The 22,225-nt window shown below is 73.9% G+C and carries 22 protein-coding genes and 2 pseudogenes; 15 read left to right on the top strand and 9 right to left on the bottom strand.

The window, feature by feature from the left end; all coding sequences use genetic code 11:
- The first annotated feature begins 340 nt into the window (after positions 1–340).
- A complete protein-coding gene (locus ACFY93_RS33670; RefSeq protein WP_391365730.1) occupies positions 341–1,102 on the top strand; it encodes a ZIP family metal transporter in 762 nt (253 codons plus the stop codon).
- Between the two features lie 21 nt (positions 1,103–1,123).
- Here ACFY93_RS33670 and ACFY93_RS33665 read toward each other — a convergent pair whose 3' ends face one another.
- Positions 1,124–1,576 (bottom strand): NAD(P)H-dependent oxidoreductase, encoded by a 453-nt coding sequence (locus tag ACFY93_RS33665; RefSeq protein ID WP_391365729.1) that lies wholly within the window; start codon positions 1,574–1,576, stop codon positions 1,124–1,126.
- 106 nt (positions 1,577–1,682) lie between these two features.
- On the opposite strand from ACFY93_RS33665, the pseudogene ACFY93_RS33660 reads away from it, so the two are divergent.
- From ACFY93_RS33660 to ACFY93_RS33645, 4 genes and pseudogenes are all read left to right on the top strand, one after another.
- Positions 1,683–2,418: pseudogene (locus ACFY93_RS33660) on the top strand (adenosylcobinamide amidohydrolase).
- A 248-nt stretch (positions 2,419–2,666) separates the two neighbouring features.
- Positions 2,667–3,329 carry a methyltransferase domain-containing protein gene (locus ACFY93_RS33655; protein WP_391365728.1) on the top strand — a complete coding sequence of 221 codons (663 nt, stop codon included), beginning with the start codon at positions 2,667–2,669 and terminating at the stop codon, positions 3,327–3,329.
- Between the two features lie 89 nt (positions 3,330–3,418).
- The gene (locus ACFY93_RS33650) at positions 3,419–3,610 is read left to right on the top strand and encodes a hypothetical protein (RefSeq protein ID WP_391365727.1); all 192 of its coding nucleotides are present in this window, start codon (positions 3,419–3,421) and stop codon (positions 3,608–3,610) included.
- Positions 3,611–3,967: 357 nt separating this feature from the next.
- Positions 3,968–4,444, top strand: coding sequence for an MSMEG_6728 family protein (locus ACFY93_RS33645; protein WP_391365726.1), 477 nt, complete (start codon positions 3,968–3,970; stop codon positions 4,442–4,444).
- An 85-nt stretch (positions 4,445–4,529) separates the two neighbouring features.
- On the opposite strand, the gene ACFY93_RS33640 is transcribed toward ACFY93_RS33645, so the two are convergent.
- A complete protein-coding gene (locus ACFY93_RS33640) occupies positions 4,530–6,644 on the bottom strand; it encodes a SpoIIE family protein phosphatase (RefSeq protein WP_391365725.1) in 2,115 nt (704 codons plus the stop codon).
- Positions 6,645–6,758: 114 nt separating this feature from the next.
- Here ACFY93_RS33640 and ACFY93_RS33635 point away from each other — a divergent pair, with 114 nt between their 5' ends.
- The 3 genes from ACFY93_RS33635 (at position 6,759) to ACFY93_RS33625 (ending at position 9,277) form a co-directional block, all read left to right on the top strand.
- Complete coding sequence (locus ACFY93_RS33635) at positions 6,759–7,577, top strand: DUF72 domain-containing protein (RefSeq protein ID WP_391365724.1); 819 nt, start codon at positions 6,759–6,761, stop codon at positions 7,575–7,577.
- Positions 7,578–7,860: 283 nt separating this feature from the next.
- Positions 7,861–8,493: a hypothetical protein gene (locus ACFY93_RS33630; protein ID WP_391365723.1), complete on the top strand. Its 633-nt coding sequence runs from the start codon at positions 7,861–7,863 to the stop codon at positions 8,491–8,493.
- A gap of 106 nt (positions 8,494–8,599) precedes the next feature.
- Positions 8,600–9,277: a class F sortase gene (locus ACFY93_RS33625; protein WP_391365722.1), complete on the top strand. Its 678-nt coding sequence runs from the start codon at positions 8,600–8,602 to the stop codon at positions 9,275–9,277.
- 49 nt (positions 9,278–9,326) lie between these two features.
- Here ACFY93_RS33625 and ACFY93_RS33620 read toward each other — a convergent pair whose 3' ends face one another.
- The 4 genes from ACFY93_RS33620 to ACFY93_RS33605 form a co-directional block, all read right to left on the bottom strand.
- The gene (locus ACFY93_RS33620; protein WP_391365721.1) at positions 9,327–9,737 is read right to left on the bottom strand and encodes a hypothetical protein; all 411 of its coding nucleotides are present in this window, start codon (positions 9,735–9,737) and stop codon (positions 9,327–9,329) included.
- A gap of 123 nt (positions 9,738–9,860) precedes the next feature.
- On the bottom strand, positions 9,861–10,115 hold the full coding sequence (locus ACFY93_RS33615) for a DUF5302 family protein (protein ID WP_391365719.1): 255 nt from the start codon (positions 10,113–10,115) through the stop codon (positions 9,861–9,863).
- A gap of 83 nt (positions 10,116–10,198) precedes the next feature.
- Positions 10,199–11,818, bottom strand: coding sequence for an FAD-dependent oxidoreductase (locus ACFY93_RS33610; protein WP_391365717.1), 1,620 nt, complete (start codon positions 11,816–11,818; stop codon positions 10,199–10,201).
- A gap of 65 nt (positions 11,819–11,883) precedes the next feature.
- Positions 11,884–12,339 (bottom strand): SRPBCC family protein, encoded by a 456-nt coding sequence (locus ACFY93_RS33605; RefSeq protein WP_391365716.1) that lies wholly within the window; start codon positions 12,337–12,339, stop codon positions 11,884–11,886.
- Positions 12,340–12,952: 613 nt separating this feature from the next.
- Between ACFY93_RS33605 and ACFY93_RS33600 the strand changes: the two genes are divergently transcribed.
- Complete coding sequence (locus ACFY93_RS33600; RefSeq protein WP_391365714.1) at positions 12,953–13,753, top strand: restriction endonuclease; 801 nt, start codon at positions 12,953–12,955, stop codon at positions 13,751–13,753.
- A 151-nt stretch (positions 13,754–13,904) separates the two neighbouring features.
- The gene (locus ACFY93_RS33595; RefSeq protein ID WP_391365713.1) at positions 13,905–14,525 is read left to right on the top strand and encodes an L-threonylcarbamoyladenylate synthase; all 621 of its coding nucleotides are present in this window, start codon (positions 13,905–13,907) and stop codon (positions 14,523–14,525) included.
- 77 nt (positions 14,526–14,602) lie between these two features.
- On the opposite strand, the gene ACFY93_RS33590 is transcribed toward ACFY93_RS33595, so the two are convergent.
- Positions 14,603–16,918, bottom strand: coding sequence for an FtsX-like permease family protein (locus ACFY93_RS33590; protein ID WP_391365712.1), 2,316 nt, complete (start codon positions 16,916–16,918; stop codon positions 14,603–14,605).
- Positions 16,915–17,619 (bottom strand): ATP-binding cassette domain-containing protein, encoded by a 705-nt coding sequence (locus ACFY93_RS33585; RefSeq protein ID WP_391365711.1) that lies wholly within the window; start codon positions 17,617–17,619, stop codon positions 16,915–16,917. Before ACFY93_RS33585 ends, ACFY93_RS33590 begins: the two co-directional genes overlap by 4 nt.
- A gap of 176 nt (positions 17,620–17,795) precedes the next feature.
- On the opposite strand from ACFY93_RS33585, the gene ACFY93_RS33580 reads away from it, so the two are divergent.
- Genes ACFY93_RS33580 through ACFY93_RS33565 form a run of 4 tightly spaced genes read left to right on the top strand, consistent with a single transcriptional unit; the run spans position 17,796 to position 20,809 of the window.
- Positions 17,796–18,722, top strand: coding sequence for a histidine kinase (locus tag ACFY93_RS33580; RefSeq protein WP_391365710.1), 927 nt, complete (start codon positions 17,796–17,798; stop codon positions 18,720–18,722).
- Between the two features lie 26 nt (positions 18,723–18,748).
- Positions 18,749–19,486: a response regulator gene (locus ACFY93_RS33575; protein ID WP_391365708.1), complete on the top strand. Its 738-nt coding sequence runs from the start codon at positions 18,749–18,751 to the stop codon at positions 19,484–19,486.
- Between the two features lie 34 nt (positions 19,487–19,520).
- Positions 19,521–19,889, top strand: a complete 369-nt coding sequence (locus tag ACFY93_RS33570) for an STAS domain-containing protein (protein ID WP_391365707.1) — start codon at positions 19,521–19,523, stop codon at positions 19,887–19,889.
- On the top strand, positions 19,886–20,809 hold the full coding sequence (locus ACFY93_RS33565) for an anti-sigma factor RsbA family regulatory protein (protein WP_391365706.1): 924 nt from the start codon (positions 19,886–19,888) through the stop codon (positions 20,807–20,809). The genes ACFY93_RS33570 and ACFY93_RS33565 overlap by 4 nt, the downstream gene beginning before the upstream one ends.
- Positions 20,810–20,839: 30 nt before the next feature.
- Here the strand turns inward: ACFY93_RS33565 and ACFY93_RS33560 are convergent, their stop codons facing one another.
- Entirely contained in the window at positions 20,840–21,490 is a 651-nt protein-coding gene (locus ACFY93_RS33560) for a DUF4360 domain-containing protein (protein WP_391365705.1), read from the bottom strand.
- 542 nt (positions 21,491–22,032) lie between these two features.
- On the opposite strand from ACFY93_RS33560, the pseudogene ACFY93_RS33555 reads away from it, so the two are divergent.
- A pseudogene (locus ACFY93_RS33555) lies at positions 22,033–22,225 on the top strand (alkaline phosphatase); the annotation flags it as partial.

The raw sequence follows: 22,225 nt of genomic DNA, 5'->3' as shown, positions 1-22,225 counted from the left end.
TCCGTGAACTCCGTACGGATGGGGGGAGGGCGGGAGGGATGGTCGCCCGGGGTGGGCGCGCGCCGGGTCGGCGGGCGCCGTGAAGCGGCCGCCGCGCGGGCCCGAATGGGTACGACGGCGGCGAACCACTTTGTACGACTGCTTAGTTCAGGGTTTGATTTAAGTAATGAGGCAACAGATCGGCAACCCCTTTGACATGACTTCTTCACCGCCGTGCACGAGGCGCGCGGCGCCCGGGGACCGGCTCGCGGCGGGTGACCTGCGCGAATGCCCCGGTGACGCCCGGTGCGGGTCGCGGCCCGACTGGTTGCCTGCCGCCCCGGTGGGTACCGGCAGACCCATGACGGAAGTGGTGCAGGCGGGACTGTGGGGTCTTCTGGCGGGTTCGGCGCTGCTGCTGGGAGCGGCGGTGGGCTACGGAGTGCGGGTGCCGCAGAAGGTGATCGCCACGGTGATGGCGTTCGGCGCGGGGGTGCTGCTGTCCGCCGTCTCCTTCGAACTGCTGGACGAGGCGTACGACGAGGGCGGTCTCGCCCCGGCCGCCGTCGGCACCCTCCTGGGCGCCGGCGCGTACACCCTCGGCAACGTGCTGCTCGCGCGCCGGGGCGCCCGGCACCGCAAGCGCTCCGGCGCGAAACCGTCGCGGACCCAGCCCTCCGAGGCCGAACAGGGAGGCTCTGGAACGGCGCTGGCCCTGGGGGCGCTGCTGGACGGTGTCCCGGAGTCCGCCGTGATCGGGGTGAGCCTGCTGGAGGGCGGTGCGGTCAGCCTGGTGACGGTGGCGGCGGTCTTCATCTCCAACGTCCCGGAGGGGCTGTCGAGTTCGGCGGGTATGAGGCGCGCCGGCCGGAGCAGGGCCTACGTGTTCGGCGTGTGGAGCGCGATCGCCGCAGCCAGCACGGTCTCGGCCGTCCTCGGCTACACCGTGGTCGGCGCCTTCCCGGCCTCGGTCATCGCCGCCGTCACGGCCGTGGCCGCGGGCGCGATCCTCGCCATGGTCGCGGACACGATGATTCCCGAGGCGTTCGAGGACGCCCATCTGGCCATCGGGCTGGTCACGGTGTGCGGGTTCCTGGTGTCGTTCGCGCTGTCGCACGCCTGACCGGCGTGCGTGCCGCTCCGTTCAGCCCGTCAGGCCGGCGGCGAGCGTGGCACCCAGCTCCCAGCATGCCTCGACGTCGGACCGGTCCGGCTCCCCGGTGACGGTGACCGTCTCGGCGGCACGCTTCCAGCCGAGGCCGGTCGTGATGGACTCGATGGCGCGGACCGCGCCCGTGACGTCGTTGCCGCCGTGCACGTAGCAGCCGAAGGGGCGGCCGCGCGTGGAGTCGAGGCAGGGGTAGTAGACCTGGTCGAAGAAGTGCTTCAGTGCACCGGACATGTACCCGAGGTTCGCGGGTGTGCCGAGCAGGACGCCGTCGGCGGCGAGCACGTCGGCCGCGGTGGCGGCGAGTGCCGCGCGCCGTTCGACGCGTACGCCTTCGATGTCCGGCGTCGTCGCCCCGGAGAGGACGGCCTCGAACATGGCCTGGCAGTGGGGCGAGGGCGTGTGATGCACGATCAGCAGAGTGGGCACCCCCCGATCCTGGCCGCGCGGACCCCCGGACCGCAATCCGGCACCGGCCGGTGGCGAGACTCCCGGCGCGGGACGGCCCGGAGGCACCGGTTATAGGGTGCCGCTCATGCCCTCCGCTCCCCTCGCACATCTGTCGGCCCTGAGCAGCCTTCCGCCGCTGACCCGCACCGAGGACGGGAGCACGTGGCCGATGCTGCTGTGGGTGCCGAGGGAGAGCCTGCGCATGGTCTCCAGCGCCCCCCCTGGGCGGCGGCATCGGGGAGCGGGACTGGGTCCTCAACGCGCAGGTGACGCCGGGGTACCGGCGCATGGACCCGGCGGCACACCTGACCGGGATGGCGGCGGGGGCCGGCGTGCGCGGGCGGGGCGTGGGACTGATGACGGCCGCCGACGTGACCGGCCGGTGCTGGGCGGCGGACGGCGGCGTGGACGCGCTGGCGACCGCCGGTGTCGGGGTGCGCGGCTGGGCCGCCCGGGCGGCGCCAGGGGTGCCCGGTCCGTCCCCGGCGGGGACCATCAACATCGTCGTGTCCGTCCCGGTCGCGTTGTCCGACGCGGCCCTCGTCAACGCGGTCGTCACGGCCACCGAGTCCAAGGTGCAGGCCCTTCGCGACGCCGGGATCGACGCGTCCGGCACCCCGACCGACGCCGTCTGCGTCGCCGCCCTCCGCCCCGGGCGGGGCCGGGTCCGCGAGCCGTTCGCCGGCCCCCGGTCGGTCTGGGGCGCCCGTATCGCCCGGGCCGTCCACCGCGCGGTGCACGATGCGTGTGTGCGCTCCGAGCGCGGCGGGAAGCCGCCCGCCGCCCGGACACCGGAGGCGGCGGCACGGGCCGCCCACTGACGCTGACGCCGCCGCGCGGCGGCGTCGTACGGGGTGGCGGCGTCGTACGGGCGTGTCACGTACCGGGGGGCGCGTGCGGCGGCCGGCACTTCAGTCTCCGGGCGAGGTCGGGGCGGCCGGGCTGGTTTGCCGTTTCGGCAAAGGGGTTTGTCGCGATCGCGGACGCGCGCGAAGCTCGGTGAGCGGCGGGTGTTTTCCCCGTCGCCGGGACCTCCACTCACCCGTACGGCCACGCAGAAGGAGCCGACATGTCCGACGTCGCACCGCCCACCGAGCCCGCCCGTTTCTGGGAGGACCGCTACCGGAGCAGCACGAGGGTGTGGAGCGGCCGGCCCAACGAGCTGCTGGTCAGGGAGGTCGCCGAGCTGCCCCCGGGAACCGCGCTCGACCTGGGGTGCGGCGAGGGCGGCGACGCCCTGTGGCTGGCCTCGCGGGGCTGGCGGGTCACCGGGGTGGACATCTCCGCCACGGCGCTGGAGCGGGCCGCCGCGCACGCCGACGCGGCCGGTGTGGGCCGTCTGACGACGTGGGAGCGGCACGAGCTCGGCGTCACCTTCCCCGAGGGCAGCTACGACCTGGTCGGCGCGCAGTACCTCCAGTCCCCCGTGGGCCTCGACCAGGACGACATCCTGCGCCGAGCGGCGGCGGCGGTCGCTCCGGGCGGCACCCTGGTCGTCGTGCTGCACTCCAACTGGCCGTCCTGGCAGCTCACCCCGCCGTTCCAGGTCGCTTTCCCGACGCTCGACGGGCTCCTCGACACGCTGCGGCTGCCCGCCGGGGAGTGGACCGTCGTGACCCGTGACACGGTGCGCAGGCCCGCCGTATCGCCCGAGGGGGAGACCGGCACGCGCGACGACCATGTCTGGCGGCTGAGGCGCGCGGCGGGCCTGACGAACGCCCCGGGCCGCTGATTCCACCGATCGGAGCAACGTGAAGGGGGGCCCGGGCCCGGGCCGTGGTCTCATCGAAGGACCAGTCGTCGATCACATGGGAGCCGGTCATGTACGAGATGCGGACCGGGGCCACCCCCACAGGCACTGCCCTCGTCTGGCACGTCATCGCCCAGGGCACGGACAGCGCGCTGTGCGGGCAGCCTCTCACACCGCCCGACGCCGGACGCGAGGCGACCGACCGTCACTGCCTGCCGTGCATGCGGGCGTTCCAGGACGCCATGGCGGCGCGCTCCTCCTGAGCCGCCGTACCCCTCCCCCGCCCGGCCCGGGCACGTCCCGCGCGCCGGTCGCCGGGGGGGTGGTGCCGCCCCCCGGCCGCCCGCTCTCACCGAACGCCCGCCCCACACTCGGACGTTCGGCATCCGGCCGGGGTCCCCGGCCGCCGTCGCCGCCCTCGGCGGCGACAGCCCGACGGCGGACCGGCGGCGGACCGGCCGTCGGTCCCGGCGGGAATCCGCGGCGCCAGGGCGGCCATGAGTCCGCACCCTCGACGCGCGCCCGTCCGTTCCCGCGTCGCCGGTACGCGGGCGACGCTCCGGCGTACGTCCCGCCACCGCGCGGCGCGACAGGAGCCGCGTGCCGGGGGACCATGAGGCGTGCAGACCTTTCTCCCCTTTCCGGACTTCGCCGGTTCGGCCCGCGCCCTGGACCGGCGCAGACTGGGCAAGCAGCGGGTCGAGGCTCTCCAGGTGCTGCGCGGGCTGACCGTCCCGGGTTACGGCTGGCGGCACCATCCGGCGGTGCGCATGTGGCGCGGCTACGACGAGGCGCTGGTCCGCTACGGCCTGGAGGTCTGCGGAGTGTGGACGGCACAGGGGCTCAACGACACCTGTGCGCCGAGCCTGGTGGCCGACTTCACCCGGCACCATCCGGACCGGGAGGTACGCGGGCAGGAGCGGCTCGCGGCCGACGGGGAACTGCCTCCGTGGCTGGGCGATCCCGCGTTCCACCGCAGTCACCAGTCGGCGCTGGTGCGCAAGGACCCCGCGTTCTACACGCCGCTGTTCCCGGACATCCCCGACGACCTGCCGTACGTCTGGCCCGCGTCCGACCGGGACGGGTCCGACCGGTAGCGGTCCGACCGGGACCGGTGCGGCCGGGACCGCCCCGGACGGCGGGCCGTCGTGCTCGTGACCCGCCGGTGCGCGCGGGCGGTGGTCAAGGCGTGTCGTCCAGGAGCTGCTCGGTCCAGATGGTCTTGCCGGTGGCCGTGTAGCGGCTGCCCCAACTGTGGGTCAGCTGCGCCACCAGGAACAGGCCCCGGCCGCCCTCGTCGGTCAGCCGGGCCCGGCGCAGGTGCGGCTGCGTCTGGCTGGTGTCGGAGACCTCGCAGATCAGCCGGTGGTCCCTGATCAGCCGTACGCCGACCGGCCCGGTCGCGTAGCGGATGGCGTTGGTGATCAGCTCGCTGACGACCAGTTCGGTGGAGAACAGCAGGTCCTCGAGGCCCCAGGCCGTCAGCTGCTCGGACACCCGGCCGCGGGCGCCGGCGACGATACTCGGGTCCGCGGGCAGCACCCACTCCGCGGTCGCCTCCCGGGGCAGCCGGCGCACCTCGGCGACCAGCAGGACGCGGTCGTCGTCGGCGGGCTCCTCGCGCAGCCTCGCCACGATCCGTGAGCCGGTCTCGGTCACGGGCAGCCCGTCGCGGGTACCGTCCCGGGTGCCCTCGCACAGCAGGGCGAGGCCCCGGTCCTTGCACGGGGAGTCGCGGGCGAGCGCTCCGCCGTAGAACGCCAGCACGTCGCCGGGACCGAGCATCAGCTCGGTGGTCTCGAAGGGTTCCGACCCCGTGCCGAGGGGCGCGCCGTAACGCAGCGGCACGATGTCGGCCTCGGCGCCGTTCCGCGAGGCCAGCACCGGCCCCGGGTGTCCCGCCCCGGCCAGCAGGCAGCGGCCGTTGAACGGGTCGTAGACGGCGTACAGGCACGTGGCGCCCTGCACGGTGACGGCGGCCGGCAGGGCGTCGCGGTGCTCCTGGTCGTCGGCGAACCGGGCGACGAGGTCGTTCAGGTGGGACAGCAGTTCGTCGGGCCCGAGGTCGAGGTCCGCCAGGGTCTGCACCGCCGCCCGCAGCCGGGCCATCGCCGCGGTCGCGTTGAGCCCGTACCCCCCGGCGTTGCCGACGACGAACGCCACCCGGCAGGACGACAGGGCGATCACGTCGTACCAGCTTCCGCCGATGCCGCGGACGATGCTGGGCGGCAGGTAGGCGCCGAAGGCCTTGGCGGCGGCCAGCGCCGCGACCGGCCGCGGGAGCAGGCCGCGTTGCAGCGCCTCGGCGGTACGGCGTTCGAGGGTGTAGCGGCGCGCGTTGTCGATGCTCAGGGCGACGCGGGTGCCGATCTCCCCGGCCAGGGTGACGTCCGCCGGGTCGAAGGGGGCGCGGTCCCGGGTGCGCCAGAGGCCGACCGCGCCGAGCACGACGCCGCGTGTCAGGAGTGGCAGGGCGAGCAGGGATTCGGCGTTCGCGGGCAGCAGGAGCGCGGAGCGCTCCTCGTCGTCCTGGAGCGCCGCCCGGGCGAGGCGGAGGTCCGGCAGGATGCCGGGGCGGCCCTTGAGGATGGTCTCGCGTTCGACGTCGCCGATGGGGAAGGTGTCCCCCACCTCGTGGATCCCGGACGGCCAGTGGCCGTCGGCGGCCGCGACGGCGACGCGCTGCATGGGGGTGCCGACGGGGAACGACGTCGGTTCCTCGCCGGAGAGCACCGTCTGGGTCAGGTCCACGGAGCCGAGGTCGGCGAAGGCGGGGACCAGGACTTCCAGCAGCTGCTCGGCGTTGCGGGTGATGTCGAGGGAGTCGCCGATGCGGGAGGCCGCCTCGCGGAGCAGCTCCAGGCGTTCGAGTGCCTGGGGGTCGGCGGCCAGCACCTCCTGTCCGGTGGGTCCCGGACGCCTCTCGGCGGGCGGGGCACCGTCGGCGGCGTCCTCCACGGGCACCATCCGGACGAGGAACCGGCCCTCGCCCCCTTCGGAGAGCACGGACAGCGACAGGACCGCCGTGAAGGGGGCGCCGCGCACGTCGCGCAGCTCGGCCTGGGCTCTGAGGACGCGGCCGCCCAGCGCCCCGTTGACCAGGTCCGCCCAGATCGCGGGGTCCGCGAAGAACTCGCTCAGCTCCCGGCCCCGGAGAGCCTCGACGCCACCGCCGAACACGCCCAGGGCGCGGGGCGTGCAGGTGAGGACCCCTCCTCTGCGGTCCAGTACCAGGACGACCGGTTCCTCGGCCAGCGCTTCCGCCGCCGCGGCCGCGCGGGAAGCCTCGTCACTCACGGTGCGTCCCTCCGGCGTGGGGGTCTTTGTGTCCATTGAACGGCCCGGGGACCGTCCCAGCCAGTCAGGCCGGGCCGCGGCGCGGGGCTGCCCGACGCGTGCTTCGATGGGGAGATGCCTGTGCTCGTCGGCACCTCCGGGTGGCAGTACAAGGACTGGCGTCACGTCCTCTATCCCGAGGGTCTGCCGCAGCGGCTCTGGCTGGAGGAGTACGCGCGGGCCTTCGCGACGGTCGAGAGCAACAACGCCTTCTACCGGCTGCCCTCCCGGGAGAACTTCGCCGCCTGGCGCGAGCGCACCCCGGCGGATTTCGTGGTGGCCGTCAAGGCGAGCCGGTACCTGACGCACATCCAACGGCTCCGCGAACCCGAGGAGCCGGTGCGGCGGCTGATGGACCACGCGGCGGGGCTCGGGGACCGGATCGGCCCCGTCCTGCTGCAGCTGCCGCCGACCCTGCGGGCGGATCCCGCCCTCCTCGACGCCTGTCTGCGCTGCTTCCCCGCCGCCGCCCGGGTCGCGGTGGAACCGCGGCACGACTCCTGGTGGACACCGCGGGTCCGCGCCGTGCTGGAGGACCGGGGGGCGGCCCTGTGCTGGGCGGACGTACGGGGGCGTCCGGTCGCGCCGCTGTGGCGCACCGCCGACTGGGGGTATCTGAGGCTGCACGAGGGCCGGGCCGAGCCGTGGCCCCGCTACGGCGGGCAGGCACTGGCCGGCTGGGCGCGGCGGCTGACCGGCACCTGGGCGGACGCGGAGGACGTCTTCGTGTACTTCAACAACGACCCGGGCGGCGCCGCCGTGCACAACGCCGTCGCCTTCGCCCGTGCCGCGCGCGCGGCCGGGGCGAGCGTGACGCGTACGCCCGCGAAGCCGGGGTTTCCGCCGGACGGCAACCCCGCTCGCCGGGGCGCGGGTCCCGCGGAGCGGGCGTAGTCCCGGCGGGCCGCGGAGGCCGGACGGCGTTCACCCGCACGCCCGGGGACGCCCTGGGGCGCCGGACAGCGGCTCGGCGGGAAACGGCGCTGGTGAGTGCGCGCGCCGGGGGCGGACGGGCGCGTCGGCGGGGCCTCACGATGGGCCGTCCGGGGGGTACTCCAATGGTGTCCTCCGGTGGCGGGGGCCTGAGGCCGAGCTGACGGTGGATCACGTCGCCCCTGCGGACCCATGAGCCGACGGCCAAGCCGGCTGACGCAGTCGCGACGGAAGGAAGTAACCAATGCGCTCTGCCCGCATTCTTCTCGCCACGGCCACGGCGACCGCGGCACTGGCCATCGCGGCCCCCGGTGCCTACGCACTGTCGGCCGGAGACTGGGACCACGACGACTCCTCGTACAGCCAGGAGCACAGCCAGGACAACGGCGGCGACCACGAGAAGTCCGACTCGCACGGCCGGCCTCACGGCGGGATGCACACCGGAGGTGGCGCTCTCGCCACCGTCGGCGGTGACGACTGGACCAAGGACGACAGCGGCGACGCCGCGAAGGACGACCAGGCGAAGGAAGAGTCCGGCAAGGACTCGACCGGCAAGCCGGACTGGAAGCACGACAAGCCCGAGGGCGGCATGCACACCGGCGGCGGGGCCCTGTCCGCCGTCAGCGGTGACGACTGGAGCAAGGACAACAGCGGCGACACCGAGAAGGGCTACGGGTCGGGCGGCTACGAGAAGGACTCGTCCGGCAAGCCCGACTGGAAGCACGACAAGCCCGAGGGCGGCATGCACACCGGCGGCGGCGGTCTCGCCACCTCCGACGGCGGTCTGGCCGGCGGTGCGGTGCTGCTGCTCGGCGGCCTCGGCGCGGGTGCGTACATGCTCCGCCGCCGCAGCGGCCTGAACGGTGCCGGCGCCTGACCGGTCCGATCACGGCACGGTGCCGCGTCCGCCGCCGGACACGACCACGGGCGCGGCGCCGCCGCCGACACAACCGCGGTTCTCCTGAAGGGTGAGGTGTTGCCGGATGGCGGGCGAAGTGCCTTCCGAGTCCGGGTCGTCGCAGACCACGCGGCCCCGTCGTCTCTTCCCGGGCCTGCTGTGGCCACTCGCGCTCGTCGTGCTGGCCCTGAACCTGGTCGGGGGCGGCACGGACACGAGCGACAAGCCGGCGTCCCTCGGTCCCCAGCTGGTCGCTCCGGCACCGCACCGCTCGCACGACGGGAGCGGCGGCGACGGGCCGTCCCTTCCCCGGTCGGCGCCCACCCGGCTGGTGATCCCGCAGATCGGCGTGGACGCGCCGTTCACGGACCTGGTGATCGGCTCGGACGGCCGGCTCAAGCCGCCGCCCGCGAGCGACACCAACCTGGTGGGCTGGTTCGCGGCCGGCCCCTCGCCCGGGGAGCCCGGGACGTCGATCATCGCGGGTCACGTCGACACGAAGACCTCCGCGGCGGTCTTCGTACGGCTCGCCGAGCTGAAGAAGGGGAGCACCTTCGACGTGCGGCGCCAGGACGGGCGTACCGCCTCGTTCCTGGTGGACGACGTGGAGAACTTCTCCAAGAACAGCTTCCCCAACGAGCGCGTGTACGCCGACACACCCGACGCCGAGGTCCGGCTGATCACATGCGGCGGCGCCTACGACCGCACGGCCAAGGACTACACGGAGAACGTCGTCGTCTTCGCCCATCTCGTCGAGGACTAGGGTCGCGGACTGACGTCCTACGTTCGGATCGCGCCGGGCGAGGGATCCGTCACCGTGACCGCTGCCGGGTGAAGCGGCAGTCGTCTCCGTTGTCGGGGTCGCCGACGAACATCTGCACCACCAGTCGCCCGTCGTGCCGCAACAGATCCAGGGATTCCCCGGCGTGCTTCACCCGGACGTCCAGCTTCGGGTCCTCCCCCAACCTGCCGATGTCCCAGGTGCCGCTCCCGCTCCGGCTGCGGAGCACCTCGCCGTACTCCATGGAGGTCGGCAGCCGGGTGACCCGAGCGGAGCCGTCGGCGTCCAGCCTCAGCTCGGCGTCGCAGGACGCCGCCCGCCACCGCCCGACCAGCTCCGCGCGCCGGACGTCGTCGGCGTACGGGTCTGCGGCCAGGGCGGAACACCCGACGGCCGTCAGACAGACGCCGAGCAGCAGCGGCACCACACGGAAAACTCGCATGACCTGGTCCCCCTCAACGCTGGTGAGGGGGACACTACCGCATTTTCGAACACGTTCAAAAAGACGGCCGGGCATCGGCCCGCGGGAACCCGGGCTGAGGGGCCGCGGCCGGCACCCCGGCGGTCAGCCGCCGCTCTTGCGGCGGAACGACCGCTGGCTGGAGGCCGGGCCGTGGGCGCCCCGGATCTTCGACGCGCCGTTGCCGCCGCCCGCACCGGACCCGTCCGCCTGCAGCCCGCGCTTGCGCTCGAGCGCCTCGCGGAACTTCCGCTTCAGGTCGTACTGCCCGTTCTCGTCGGGGGTCAGGGAGGTGTTCTCGGCCTCGGTCTCGGTCTCGGCCGGCTCGGCACCTTCTGTCGGTTGCGCTTCGGCAGTCATGGTGACCTCCTGGGTTCGGGCAGTGGGAGGCACAGCATGTCACGTGCCGCGCGGGGCGCGGACCGGCCGGGGCGCGGGCGCCTTCAGGACCGGTCGCCCTTGCGGTCGCGGCGGGTGAGTGCGCGCTGCAGACCGCTGAGACCGTCGGGGAACCGGCCACGCAGGGCGGCCCGCGCGGCGTTCGCCCCCGGGGCCCCGTGCACGCCGCCGCCGGGGTGGGCGGCGGCCGAGGCCAGGTACAGCCCCTTGACGGGGGTTTCGGGGCGGCCGGTGCCCGGGATCGGCCGGAAGACCAGCTGCTGGTGCATGGCGGTCGTGCCGCCGTTGATGGCGCCGCCGTGCAGGTTGGCGTCGAGGCTCTGGAGGGTGGGCGGGGCGAGGATCCGCCGGGCGCGCACGAGGGCACGGAAACCGGGGGCGAACCGCTCGACCTGCGCCTCCACGCGGTCGGCCATCGCCTCCTGCTCCCGTTCGTCCCAGCTTCCGGTCAGCCCGTCGTCACCCGCGTCGCCCCGGACCTCGTGCGGGACGTGGGTGTAGGCCCAGGCGGACTCCGTGCCACCGGGGGAGCGCGTCGGGTCCGAGGTGGTCATCTGGCCGAACAGGGTGAAGGGCCGGTCGGGCACCTGGCGCATGGCGACCTGGGCGGCGAACCGCGTCAGTTCGTCGACCCCGTCCGCGAGGTGGACCGTCCCCGCCGAGGACGCCGCCGGGGCGGTCCAGGGCACGGGTCCGGTGAGGGCCCAGTCCACCTTGAAGGTGGCGAAGTCCCACTGGAACCGGCGCAGGTCGTCGAGGAGCCGGTCCGGCAGGTGGCTCTCGTCGACCAGGCCGCCGTACAGCGCGGGGACACTGACGTCGGCGAGTACGGCGCGGCTCGCGCGGACCCCCTCGCCGGCCGCCGTCCGGACGCCCACCGCCCTGCCCCCGCGGACCACGATCCCGGCGACCCGTTCACCGCAGCGGAGCACCGCGCCGCGCTCGCGCAGGCGGCTCACCAGGGCCTGGGTGAGTGCCCCCGAGCCGCCCACCGGGACCGGGAAGCCGTACGTCTGGCCCAGCATCGACATCAGCCATCCGAAGCCGCCGCTGCCCGCGGCCTCGGGGGCGAGGTCCGCGTGCAGGGCGTTCCCCGCGAGCAGCAGCCTGCCGCCCTCGCCCTCGAACTCCTCCTCGCCGAGCCGGCGCACCGGCAGCACCATGGAGCGGGCGAGCCGCAGTCCGCCCGCGCCGCGCACCCGGACGGCCAGCCGGGCCACGGCGCGCAGCGGCGGGAAGGGGGTGAAGAGGGCGTCGATGATGTCGTCGCCCAGCCGGTCCCAGACACGGTGCAGCTCCCGCCAGCTCTCGCCGTCCGCGGGGCCGAACGCGTCCAGCGAGGCGGCGGTCTCGTCGAGGTCGCGGGAGAGCACGGCGCAGCGTCCGTCGGACAGCGGGTGGGCCAGCACGCGGGGGGCGTGGCTCCAGCTCAGTCCGTGGCGTTCCAGGTGCAGTCCGGCGAGGACCGGGGAGGCGGCGGCCAGCGGGTAGAAGGAGCTGAAGACGTCGTTGACGTAGTCGGGGTGCACGCCGCGGTCGTGGCGGACGGCACCGCCCGGTTCGCTCTGCTCCTCCAGGACCTCCACGCTCCAGCCGTCGTCGGCCAGCAGGTTGGCGGCGACGAGGCCGTTGACCCCGGCACCGATGACCACCGCGTCCGGCATGCCTGTCTCCTGTTCGCCTGGCAGGTGTCCCTGCGCCGTCGTCGAGCTGCCGGGTCCCTCACGGGTCACCCCTTGCGGCACGCCTCCGCGTGGCGGTCTTCGCACAGTTGCGCGAGCCTGCTGAGCATGGCCCGGTGCCGCAGCTGGACCAGTACCTCGAACCCGGCGTTGTGCAGCACACCGCCCGCGCCGCGCAGCGGATGCTCGTCGACGATGACCAGCGAGTCCTCGCCCCAGGGGCGCACCTCGATGGCGATCCGCGCGGTGCCGAGGGGGCCGGAGTGGGCTTCCAGTTCCAGCTCGGCGGGGGGCGCGCAGCGGCGTACGACCGTCTTGTTGGTGAGTGTCCAGGGGCCCAGCCGCACCTTGAACGTCAGGGACGCGTCCATCTCGGGCCAGTCGCCCGACAGTGGCCGGGTGTCGGTCGTTCCCACGACCCACTGGCTGTAACAGACCGGGTCGGACAGCACCGACCAGACCGTGTCGGGGGGCGTTTTGACGAGCTGATGACGTACCCCCATGCGGGTCTCCTCCCGGTCCGGCCGCGGGTGGTCCGATGTGTCCACCGTGGCAGGTGTTACGGCTTCCCGCTCTCCGGGTCCCGCAAAACGGTCAATGTCCCCGGACTCGGCCGCGCCGCGGCCCCTGGGCGCGGTACGACGACGGGCGGGGCGTCGCCGGGGCTGCTCAGGATGTGGGCGTACCGGGCGGCGGTCCGCCAGGCCGTGGGTGAGGGTGACGTCCGTGACGACAGGGGCGGCCCGCGTATCCGGGGCCGCGTCCGCCGCGCCCGCCGCGCCCGGCGGGGGCGGCTCCGGCTCCGTACCGTGGCGTGGACGTTCGCCGGTACGGGGCGTCCGTCGAGCGCTTCACGGCCGTGGAACGGATGGCCGGGCGGGTGAAGTGCCCCCTCCAAGGCGCATGTTGAACTTCCCGATCACGGGCAGACGACAGGAATGATCAACAGGCGAGCCGGCCGGTGCGGCGGTCGGGGCCGTCGTGCCCGTTCCGGCCGGCTCGGCCCGGTCGAGCCGTTCCACTCGTTCCGGCGGCCGAGGTGGCCGCAGTGGTCCCAGTGGCCGCAGTGGTTCCAGTCGGTCCATGAGGGGTCGTTCCATGAGGGGGAGCAACACGATGGCCGTACCTGTGCACAGGGAGCCCCGGGCGGGGCGGGGGCGCTCCTTCGACCTCCGGTCCACGGCGCTGTTCTTCGGGCTGGCCGCGCTCGTGCTGTGCTCGGTGGGGTTCGTCGTCCGTACCGCGGTCGGCGCCCTGGAGCACCGTCCGGCCCTGGTGGCCGTGGCGTGCCTGACGGGACTGCCGGCGCTGGTGCTGCTGCGGCGCGGCAGGCGCCGCTTCTCGGCGGCGCGGCTCGCGCGCAGGGCCGCCGCGGCCCTCGACGAGGCGACCGAGGTGGCGGAGGTGGCCGTCGAGACCCTGGACACCGGCGAGAGCGCGCGTTCCGCGGTCGTGGGGCCGCCGCCCGCGGCGGGCGGTGAGCACGAGCCGTATCCGGTGATGTACACGAGCGTCGACTACGACGTGCTGGACGCCGACGAGTTCGAGGCAGCGGTGGCCGCCCTGTGCGAGCGGGACGGCTGTGTGGACGTCGAGGTCGTCGGCGGGGCCGGTGACCTGGGCGCCGACGTCGTCGCCACCGCCCCGGACGGGCGGCGCGTCATCCTGCAGTGCAAGCGCTACCGCGAGGACAACAAGGTGGGCTCGCAGGATCTCCAGCGTTTCGGCGGCACCTGCTTCACCGTGCATGACGCCGAGGTCGCGGCCGTGGTGACGACCAGCGGCTTCACCGAGCCGGCCGCGGAGTACGCCGGACAGTGCGGGATCCTGTGCTTCGACGGGGACGATCTGCGGGCCTGGAGCGACGGCACCGGGCCCGCGCCCTGGGCACCCGCCGCGTCCGGCGGCTGCCCGTGATCCGCCGCCGACGGGCCCCGGGGCCTCCTCGCCCGACCTGTCCCCGGCCCTTGCGGCACCGCGACACGGCCCGTGCGGATCCAGGGTCCTTCGTTCGGATCAGGCCCCGCGAGCCCGGCGTGATCCGAACGAGAGGCCCTAAGCTCGGGTCATGGCCAAGTACTTCGACGTGCACCCGGACAACCCTCAGCGACGTGTCATCGGGCAGGTGGCGGAGATCATCCGCGGCGGAGGTCTGGTCGCATATCCGACGGACTCCTGCTTCGCCCTCGGGTGCGCGATCGGCAACCGTGAGGGGCTCGACCGGATCCGCTCGATCCGCGACCTCGACGACCGGCACCACTTCACCCTGATGTGCCAGGACTTCGCACAGCTCGGTCACTTCGTACGGCTCGACAACAGGGTCTTCCGCGCGGTCAAGGCGTCGACGCCGGGCAGCTACACCTTCATCCTCCCGGCGACGAAGGAGGCACCGCGCCGGCTGCTGCACCCCAAGAAGAAGACCGTCGGCGTCAGGATCCCCGAGCATGTCGTCGCCCAGGCGCTCCTGGCCGAGCTGGGCGAACCCCTGCTGTCGAGCACCCTGCTGCTGCCCGGCGAGGAGAAGCCGCTGACGCAGGGCTGGGAGATCAAGGAGGAGCTGGAGCACGTGGTCGACGCGGTGGTCGACTCCGGCGACTGCGGCACCGAGCCCACCACCGTCGTCGACTTCTCCCAGGGCGAGCCGGAGATCGTGCGCCGGGGCGCGGGCGACCCCACGCGCTTCGAGTAGCCCGCACCGGGCCCGGCTCCCGCCCAGCTCGCCCGCTTCGAGTCGCCCGCACCGGACCTTGCTCCCCCCCCGCTCGCTCACTCGCCGCGCAGCACCTCCGCGATGGTGAGCCGGGCCGCGGCGCGGGCAGGGACGTACGCGCCGAGGCCCGCGATGGCCACCCCCACCAGGGCCAGTCCCGCCAGCCACGGTGCCTGCCAGACGTCCGTCATGGCGTGCGGCAGGCGCAGGTCCACCGCGTCGGCCATCCTGGGCACGACCAGCCCGTGTCCGGCGATGCCGAGCGGGACCCCGAGCAGTGAGCCGACCGCGCCGAGGCCCGCCATCGAGGTGACCGTCATGACCGTCACCTGGCGGGGCGTCATGCCGATGGACTTGAGCGTGCCGAGGTCGCGGCGGCGCTCACGGGTGTTGAGGACGACGGTGTTGAAGACGCCGAGGGCCGCGACGACGCCCAGCAGCAGGGTGAGCACCGACGCCGAGCCGACGATGGTCCGGGTGATCGAATTCGGGCCCGTCGCCGTCGGGCTGATGCCCGCGTCGGCCCGTCGGGCGGCCGCCATGTAGGCGCTGACGTCGGCGCCCTCGGTGAGCTTGACGTGGTAGGCGATGGGTTTCTCGTGCGGGGCCAGGGCCGTCATCGTCGGCCAGTCGGTGAGGACGACGTCGCCGTTGCCGCCCAGTGCCTCGCCGACGACGGTGACGCGTTCGCGCCGGTCGCCCTTCTCCACGACGAGGCGGTCACCGATCCTCAGCCCGCGCTCCCGCAGGAACGGCGTCGGCGCGACGACCTCCCCCGGCCGGTGTGTCCAACGCCCCCCGATCAGGACGGAATCCAGCGCGGGCCGGTCACCGCGGTGGCCCTCCAGCATCACCTGCTCGGTGTACCCGGCGATCCGGACGTCGGCGTCGGCGCGTGCGGTCACCTCGGCGGCCCCCGGCAGCCCGCGCAGCAGCGACTGCAGTTCCCGGTCGCCGTGCTCCGGCGGGATCTCGTGGCCGTGCCGGAAGCTGCCCGCGTACACGACCACGTCCACGGCGTCGTGGCCCGCGTCGCCGAACCGGGTCATCGTCGCGGCCAGGCCGGTCGCGAAGGTCACGGTGGTCACGCCGAGGACGACGGCGGCGAGGGTGAGCGCGCTGCGGCCGGGCCGGGCGAACGGCAGTCCGAGGCCCAGACTGACGGAGCGCGGCAGCCGGCTCGCCGCCAGGCGGCGCTGGATGCGCAGCGCCCGCCCGGCACGCGGGGCACTGCCCGCGCTGATCGCGCGGGCCGCGGACAGCCCGCGGGCGCGCAGCGCGGGGGCGAGTGCGGCGAGGACGACGGCGGCCGGCAGGCCGACCAGGGCCACCGCGTTCACCCAGGGGGCGATGCCGACACTGTCGTGCAGGACGCCCGCGTCGGGTCCCGTGAAGGCGAATTCGAGCAGTGGCCGCGCCAGTCTGTTGCCGGCCAGGGTGCCGAGCAGACAGCCGGTGACCGCGGGGACGGAGACCATCAGAAGGTAGACGGCGATCACCTGGTTCGGTGTGAATCCCAGGGCCTTGAGGACGCCGATGTGCCGGAACCCGGAGACGACCGCGCCGCCCACGACATTGGCGACGATGAGTATCGCGACCACGACGCCCAGGACGCCGAAGGTCATCAGGTACGGGGCGTAGGCCCGGGCGGTGCCTCCGATCTGCCGTTTGAGCGAGAGGTACGACTGCGAGGCCGTCAGGGAGCCTTCGGGCAGCGCTCCGGTGACGGCGGCCAGTCCGGCACGTACCTCGCCGTCCGTCGAGGCGTCCTCGAAGCGGAACAGCATCTGGGTGGCCGTCGGGTCGAGGGCGGCGATCTGTCCGGGTGCCACCCAGGCGTCGGCCGAGCGGCTCAGGGTGAAGGCGAAGCCGACGATGGTCAGGCGGGGACCCCCGGGTATGTCGAGCCGCGTGCCGATGGCCTCGGTCCCCCAGCCGGGCGAGCGGTCCAGGACGATCTCGCCGGGCCGGGTGGCCCAGCGTCCCGCCCAGACGTCGACCCGGTCCACGGGGCCCTTCGGGGCCGCCCGGCCCACGATGCGCAGCTCGGTGCCGAGGGCGAGCCGTGAGGTGGTGGCGCGCGGCAGTTCGGTGACGGCCTCGGGGAAGGGGCCCGCCGCGGCGGCGACGCCCGGCTGCCTGGCCGCGCGTGCGAGACGTGCGTCCGACACCTTGCCCGGGTCGAACCGGGCGACGGCGTGGGCGCCCTGCTGCCGGCCGAAGGCGCGGTCGAACGGCGCGGAGGCGGCGTCGACCAGACCGAGCGCGACGACGATCGTCCCGCTGGAGACGAGGACGACCAGGCCGATGACGAAGGTCTGCAGTCTGCGGCGGCGCACGGCCGCCCGGGCGGCCCGCCACACCGCGCTCACGCCGTCCGCTCCAGGGTGTGCTCGGCCGCCACCCGGCCGTCGGACATCTCGACGATCCGGCCGGCGCAGCGCTGTGCGAGACGTTCGTCGTGCGTCACCATCAGGAGGGTCTGCCCGATCTGGTTGAGGTCGAGGAGCAGGTCCATCACCTGTTCTCCGGAGCGGCTGTCCAGGGCGCCGGTCGGCTCGTCGGCGAGCAGCAGCGCCGGCCGGTTCATCAACGCCCTGGCCACCGCGACGCGTTGGCGTTCGCCGCCGCTGAGCCTGGCCGGGTAGGCGTTCCTGCGGCCCGCGATGCCCAGTTCGTCGAGGAGTTCGAGCGCGCGTCGGCGGGCCTGCCGCGCCGGTGTCCCGGTCAACTGCGCGGACAGGGCCACGTTGTCGAGCGCCGAGAGGTCGTCGATGAGGTTGAAGAACTGGAAGACCATGCCGATCCGGCGGCGCCGGTACAGGGCCAGTCCCTTCTCGCTCAGGCCCCCCACGTCCTCTCCGTGCACGACGACCGATCCGGACGTCGGCCGGTCCAGTCCCGCGATCATGTTGAGCAGGGTGGACTTGCCGCAGCCCGACGGGCCCATCACGGCGACGGCCTCACCGGCCCGGATGCCCAGGGACACTCCGTCGAGGGCCGCCGTCTCGCCGTAGTCCTTGCGTACGTCGACGAGGCGTACGACGTCCTTCGTGCTGTCTTCAACGCTCATGCCGAGGACGTTAGGGCGCGCGCCGACGTGTGACATCCCTCCCCGGGTGGCAAACGGCGGGCCTCTCCACCCACGTCTCATACCGGGGGCGGAGAAGACCGGCAACCCGTGGGTTGATGCGTGCCGCCTGCGGTTTCTGCGAGGGTGGGCGTGTGGGGAGATCGGGGGCGGGGTGGATGGCTGTCGCGCTGGCCGCGGTGTGCGGCATCGCCGTGTGGCTGGGCGTGGCGCTGCTGCGTGCGCGACGGCTGCACCGCAGGGCGCTGGAGGAGCGGGGGTGGCTGCTCGAGCGGGAGCGCCAGGGCGCCGCGCGGTCGGCCGTGCGGGGTGAACGAGACCGGATCGCGAGGGAGTTGCACGACATCGTCAGTCACAACGTCAGCCTGATGGTGGTGCAGGCCGGAGCCGCCCGCGACGTGCTGAGCACGATGCCCGACGAGGCCGAGGCGGCGATACGCGCGGTCGAGGGCGCGGGCCGGGCCACGATGACGGAGCTGCGGCATCTGCTGGGGCTGCTGGCGCCCTCGCAGAGCGGGGACGACGCCGCGTACGGCGAGGAGGACGGGCCGGGCGGGGAAGGCCCGGATGGCGAGGCGGCAGGAGGCCGGGCGGGCGGCCGCGCGGACGGTGCCGACGGTGCCGGTGACTGGTATGCGGGTCTCGCACCGCAGCCCGGTCTGGGCGCGCTGAGTTCGCTGGTCGACCGCATCGCCTTCGCCGGGCTGCCCGTCGAGGTGCGCGTGTCCGGACAGCCGCGCCCGCTGCCGGACGGGATCGACGTGACCGCCTACCGCATCGTGCAGGAGGCGCTGACCAACGCGCTCAAGCACGGCGACGGGGGGCAGGCCGAGGTCACCGTGCGCTACGCGGACCGCTCTCTCAGAGTGGAGGTGCTCAACACCGGCCCGAGCGTCCTGACCGGAGCCGCGCCCCCGCCCGCTCCCCGGCCCGGCCCCCGCCGTCGGGCACGGGGCGAGGGCACGGGCCGCGGTCTGCTGGGACTGCGGGAGCGGGTCGCGGTGTACGGCGGCGAGCTGGACGCCCGGCGCAGGCTGGGCGGCGGCTACCGCGTCCGGGCGCGCATCCCGCTGGACCGCCCGTGACCGCGGCCGGAAGGTCCCCGGGCGGGGTGCCGGCCGCCGCGGCCGAGCGTGGTCCGCGCGTGCTCGTCGTCGACGACCAGACACTGATCCGTACCGGTTTCCGGCTGATCCTGACCACCCGCGGCATCGAGGTGGCCGGTGAGGCCGCCGACGGGGCGGAGGCGGTGGCGGCGGCCGCCGAGCTGCGGCCCGATGTCGTCCTGATGGACATCCGCATGCCGCACATGGACGGCCTGGAGGCGGCCCGGCGCATCCTGGAGCGGGAACCCGGCTGCCGGGTGCTCATGCTGACCACGTTCGACCTCGACCGCTATGTGTACGCGGCACTCGCCCTGGGGGCGAGTGGTTTCCTCCTGAAGGACGTCACCCCCGAGCACCTGGCCGCCGCGGTCCGTCTCGTCGCGACCGGCGACGCCCTTCTCGCCCCCTCGATCACACGGCGTCTCGTCGAGCGCTTCGCCCGCCAGGCCGCCGGGGCGGCCCCCGAGGCCGCGCCCCTCCACCGGGACCTGGCCGTTCTCACACCCCGTGAGCTGGAGGTCCTGGCCCTGCTGGGCCGCGGCCCGTCCAACGCCGAGCTGGCGGCCGAGCTGACCCTCAGCGAGGCCACGGTGAAGTCCCATGTCACCCGCATCTTCGCCAAGCTGACGCTTCGTGACCGGGCCCAGGCGGTCGTCCTGGCCTACGAGACGGGGCTCGTCTCGCCGGGCGGATCCGTGTCTCCCCCGGCGCGCCGTCCCCGGCACCGCCCGGCAGGGGGATAATGGGCGGCACGTCCGAAGGCATCGGGGAGATGGTGTGGACAACGCGGACCAGACGCCGCCGGGGGCAGCCGCCGCTTCCCCGCCGGACGCACCGGCCGGGCTGCTGGTGTGCCCGCTCCCGGACCGCGCCGGCGCGCGTGCCGCCGGGGAGATCAACGTCACGACGCGGGCGGCCTGGGAGCACGCGCTGGAGCACGCGGTGCGAGAGGGCGGAGACGAGTACTACATGGAGCTGTCCGCGGTGACCTTCGTGGATGTCGCGGGCGTCACCGCGCTCGCGATGGCCGCCCGGCGTCTGGGCGAGGGACAACGCATCGTGCTGCACCGGCCGCCGGCCACGCTGAGCCGGGTGCTGGACATGTTCTGGCCCGACCTGAGCACGATCGAGGTGTCGGCGTCATGACCGCGAGGGAAGAGCAGTTCGTCCACCCCGCCCTGTTCTACCGGGACGAGCGGGAGTATCTCGCGGGCACGGCGTCCTTCGTCCGCGAGGGGCTGGCAGCCGGCGAACCGGTGGCGGTCGCGGTACCGCCGGACAATCTCCGGCTGCTCCAGGCGGAGTTGGGCCCCGAGGCCGACGGGGTGCGGTTTCTGGACATGACCCGCGAGGGCCGCAACCCGGGGCAGATCATCCCGGGCGTCCTGCGCGCCTTCGCCGACGCACAGCCCGCCGGGCGGGTTCGGATCATCGGCGAGCCGATCTGGGCGGGCCGTTCCGCGGCCGAGTACCCGGCCTGCGTCCAGCACGAGGCGCTCATCAACGCCGCCTTCCAGGACCGGCCGGTGACCATCCTGTGCCCCTACGACGTGACGGGGCTGGACGCGCGGGTCCTGGACGACGCGTACGCCACCCATCCCACGGTCATCGACGCGGGCCGGGAGTCCCGCAGCGCCGCCTACTCCCCCGAGGCCGTCGTCGACCGGTACAACGAGCCGCTGCCGGTCGTGCCGGACGCCGGGGTGTACGTGTTCGACGCGGACTCGCTGCCCGACGCCCGCCGCTTCGCCGTCGCCCACGCGTCGGCGGCCGGGATGTCCGGCCGGCCCCTCGACGACCTGGCGCTGGTCACGGCCGAGCTGACCACCAACAGCGTGGTACACGGCGGCGGTTCGGGCACGCTGCGGGTCTGGTCCGAGGAGCGCCGGGTGGTGGTCGAGGTGCGCGACCGTGGGCAGCTCAAGGACCCGCTGGCCGGTCGCCGCCCTCCGCCCCGCGCGCAGTGCGGAGGGCGGGGGCTCCTCCTGGTGAACCTCCTCACCGACCTCGTACGCCTGCACACGGATCCCGACGGCACCACCGTCCGCTGCTACCTCGGGCTGTGAGGCGGCGCCGGCCGGGGTCACGCGCGGCCGTCAGGTACCGGGGCACTCCTTCCACGCCAGGTGGTAGACGGTGCTGATGTCACCGTCCGTGGAGTCCATGGTCATGAAGCTGGTCGCGTCGGGGTCGGACGTCCCCGCGTTGACGCGGAGTTCCGTGTTGATGTTGAAGTTCCGTTCGACACCGCAGGGCGCCCAGACCAGTTGGGCCCAGTCCGTCTCGTCCGTGGCCTGCCAGTTGTCGTCGTAGGGGCCGCGGAAGGGATGGGTGAGGGCGGCCGTGCTCGGCGAGCCCTGGAAGTAGTACGAGGCCTTCTCGGTGCTGCTGGCCCCCGGCTGGAGCGAGGCGAAGCCCCGGTAGTCCGCGCTGGCGATGGCGTAGGTGAAGCCCTGGGGGACGTGGACGATCAGGTTGAGCTGGCAGTTCTTGCGGAACGCGGTGGGTGCGGAGCCGCCTCCGGCCTGGGCGAGATAGTCGCTGTAGGTCACGGTGAAGGCGGTGTTGTCCGGGGAGACGGCGACGGCGGCGGTGCCCTGTGGGCAGCCGGAGCCGTTCACGGTGGCCACCTTGATGACGATCTTGTCCGGGGGCGGGTCGTCGAACACGGGGGACGAGTTCTGCGCGGGGAGCGCGGTGGCGAACAGAGCGGCGATCGCGCCGCTCAGGAGCAGCCCACCAGCCATGGTTCTCCTATCCGTTGCGTCGGTGTCACGGCGGTGCGCGGACGTTCCGCCGTTCTTCGGGGGGTGCGGCCGTCGCACGGGCGCGCGGCCGTCGCGGACCAGGTGCGTGGAGAGGATCCGACAACATTTCATGTACACGTCAATCAAGCGCGCACACGGACCCCGGCTTCACTTTCGCGAAGGAGCCGTGAAGACCGGGAGTGACCGCATCGTAGGGACACCCGCCGGACGGAGCCAGGGCGTTCTCCGGCCAATCACCTGCCGGCCCCGCCCGGCACCCACTCCCGGACAACTTCGAAGCGACCCGGCCCGAGGCTTGACGGGCGCTTGTCAGGTACGGCGCGAACGATCACCGGGCCGCGTCCTGCCGGATTGGCGAGCTTTATCTGATTAGCATTCAGACGTCCCGCAGCGGCCGGGGAGGGACGCCCGATCCGTCGGCCGCTGTCCGACCACCACGCGCCCGACGGAGGCCGGATCCAAGCCCTCCCCGTCCGCCCGCCGCCTCGCGCGACCACCGTCAACCGTCAGGGAAACGCCCCATGCCCCCAGGCCGCCTCGGACCAGCCTCGCCGCACCCGCTCGAACTGCGCAGCGCCGCCCGCCGGCTGGGGCGCCGCCGTTTCCTCACCGTCACCGGGGCGGCGGCGCTGGCGTTCACCACGAACCTGCCCGCCGCGGGCGTCGCGAGCGCCGCCGAACTGGACGCCTCGAAGATCACCGACGACCCGTTCA

Source organism: Streptomyces sp. NPDC008313, assembly GCF_042956125.1.
Lineage (GTDB): Bacteria > Actinomycetota > Actinomycetes > Streptomycetales > Streptomycetaceae > Streptomyces.
This window is presented reverse-complemented; position numbering and strand designations above follow the sequence as displayed.

Excerpts from the sequence above, each read along its gene's own strand:
- ACFY93_RS33670 (WP_391365730.1), top strand. The coding sequence starts at position 341 with ATGACGGAAGTGGTGCAGGCGGGACTGTGGGGTCTTCTGGCGGGTTCG.
- ACFY93_RS33655 (WP_391365728.1), top strand. The coding sequence starts at position 2,667 with ATGTCCGACGTCGCACCGCCCACCGAGCCCGCCCGTTTCTGGGAGGAC.
- ACFY93_RS33650 (WP_391365727.1), top strand. The coding sequence starts at position 3,419 with ATGTACGAGATGCGGACCGGGGCCACCCCCACAGGCACTGCCCTCGTC.
- ACFY93_RS33635 (WP_391365724.1), top strand. The coding sequence starts at position 6,759 with ATGCCTGTGCTCGTCGGCACCTCCGGGTGGCAGTACAAGGACTGGCGT.
- ACFY93_RS33630 (WP_391365723.1), top strand. The coding sequence starts at position 7,861 with ATGCGCTCTGCCCGCATTCTTCTCGCCACGGCCACGGCGACCGCGGCA.
- ACFY93_RS33625 (WP_391365722.1), top strand. The coding sequence starts at position 8,600 with ATGGCGGGCGAAGTGCCTTCCGAGTCCGGGTCGTCGCAGACCACGCGG.
- ACFY93_RS33620 (WP_391365721.1), bottom strand. The coding sequence starts at position 9,737 with ATGCGAGTTTTCCGTGTGGTGCCGCTGCTGCTCGGCGTCTGTCTGACG.
- ACFY93_RS33615 (WP_391365719.1), bottom strand. The coding sequence starts at position 10,115 with ATGACTGCCGAAGCGCAACCGACAGAAGGTGCCGAGCCGGCCGAGACC.
- ACFY93_RS33610 (WP_391365717.1), bottom strand. The coding sequence starts at position 11,818 with ATGCCGGACGCGGTGGTCATCGGTGCCGGGGTCAACGGCCTCGTCGCC.
- ACFY93_RS33605 (WP_391365716.1), bottom strand. The coding sequence starts at position 12,339 with ATGGGGGTACGTCATCAGCTCGTCAAAACGCCCCCCGACACGGTCTGG.
- ACFY93_RS33600 (WP_391365714.1), top strand. The coding sequence starts at position 12,953 with ATGGCCGTACCTGTGCACAGGGAGCCCCGGGCGGGGCGGGGGCGCTCC.
- ACFY93_RS33595 (WP_391365713.1), top strand. The coding sequence starts at position 13,905 with ATGGCCAAGTACTTCGACGTGCACCCGGACAACCCTCAGCGACGTGTC.
- ACFY93_RS33585 (WP_391365711.1), bottom strand. The coding sequence starts at position 17,619 with ATGAGCGTTGAAGACAGCACGAAGGACGTCGTACGCCTCGTCGACGTA.
- ACFY93_RS33580 (WP_391365710.1), top strand. The coding sequence starts at position 17,796 with ATGGCTGTCGCGCTGGCCGCGGTGTGCGGCATCGCCGTGTGGCTGGGC.
- ACFY93_RS33565 (WP_391365706.1), top strand. The coding sequence starts at position 19,886 with ATGACCGCGAGGGAAGAGCAGTTCGTCCACCCCGCCCTGTTCTACCGG.
- ACFY93_RS33560 (WP_391365705.1), bottom strand. The coding sequence starts at position 21,490 with ATGGCTGGTGGGCTGCTCCTGAGCGGCGCGATCGCCGCTCTGTTCGCC.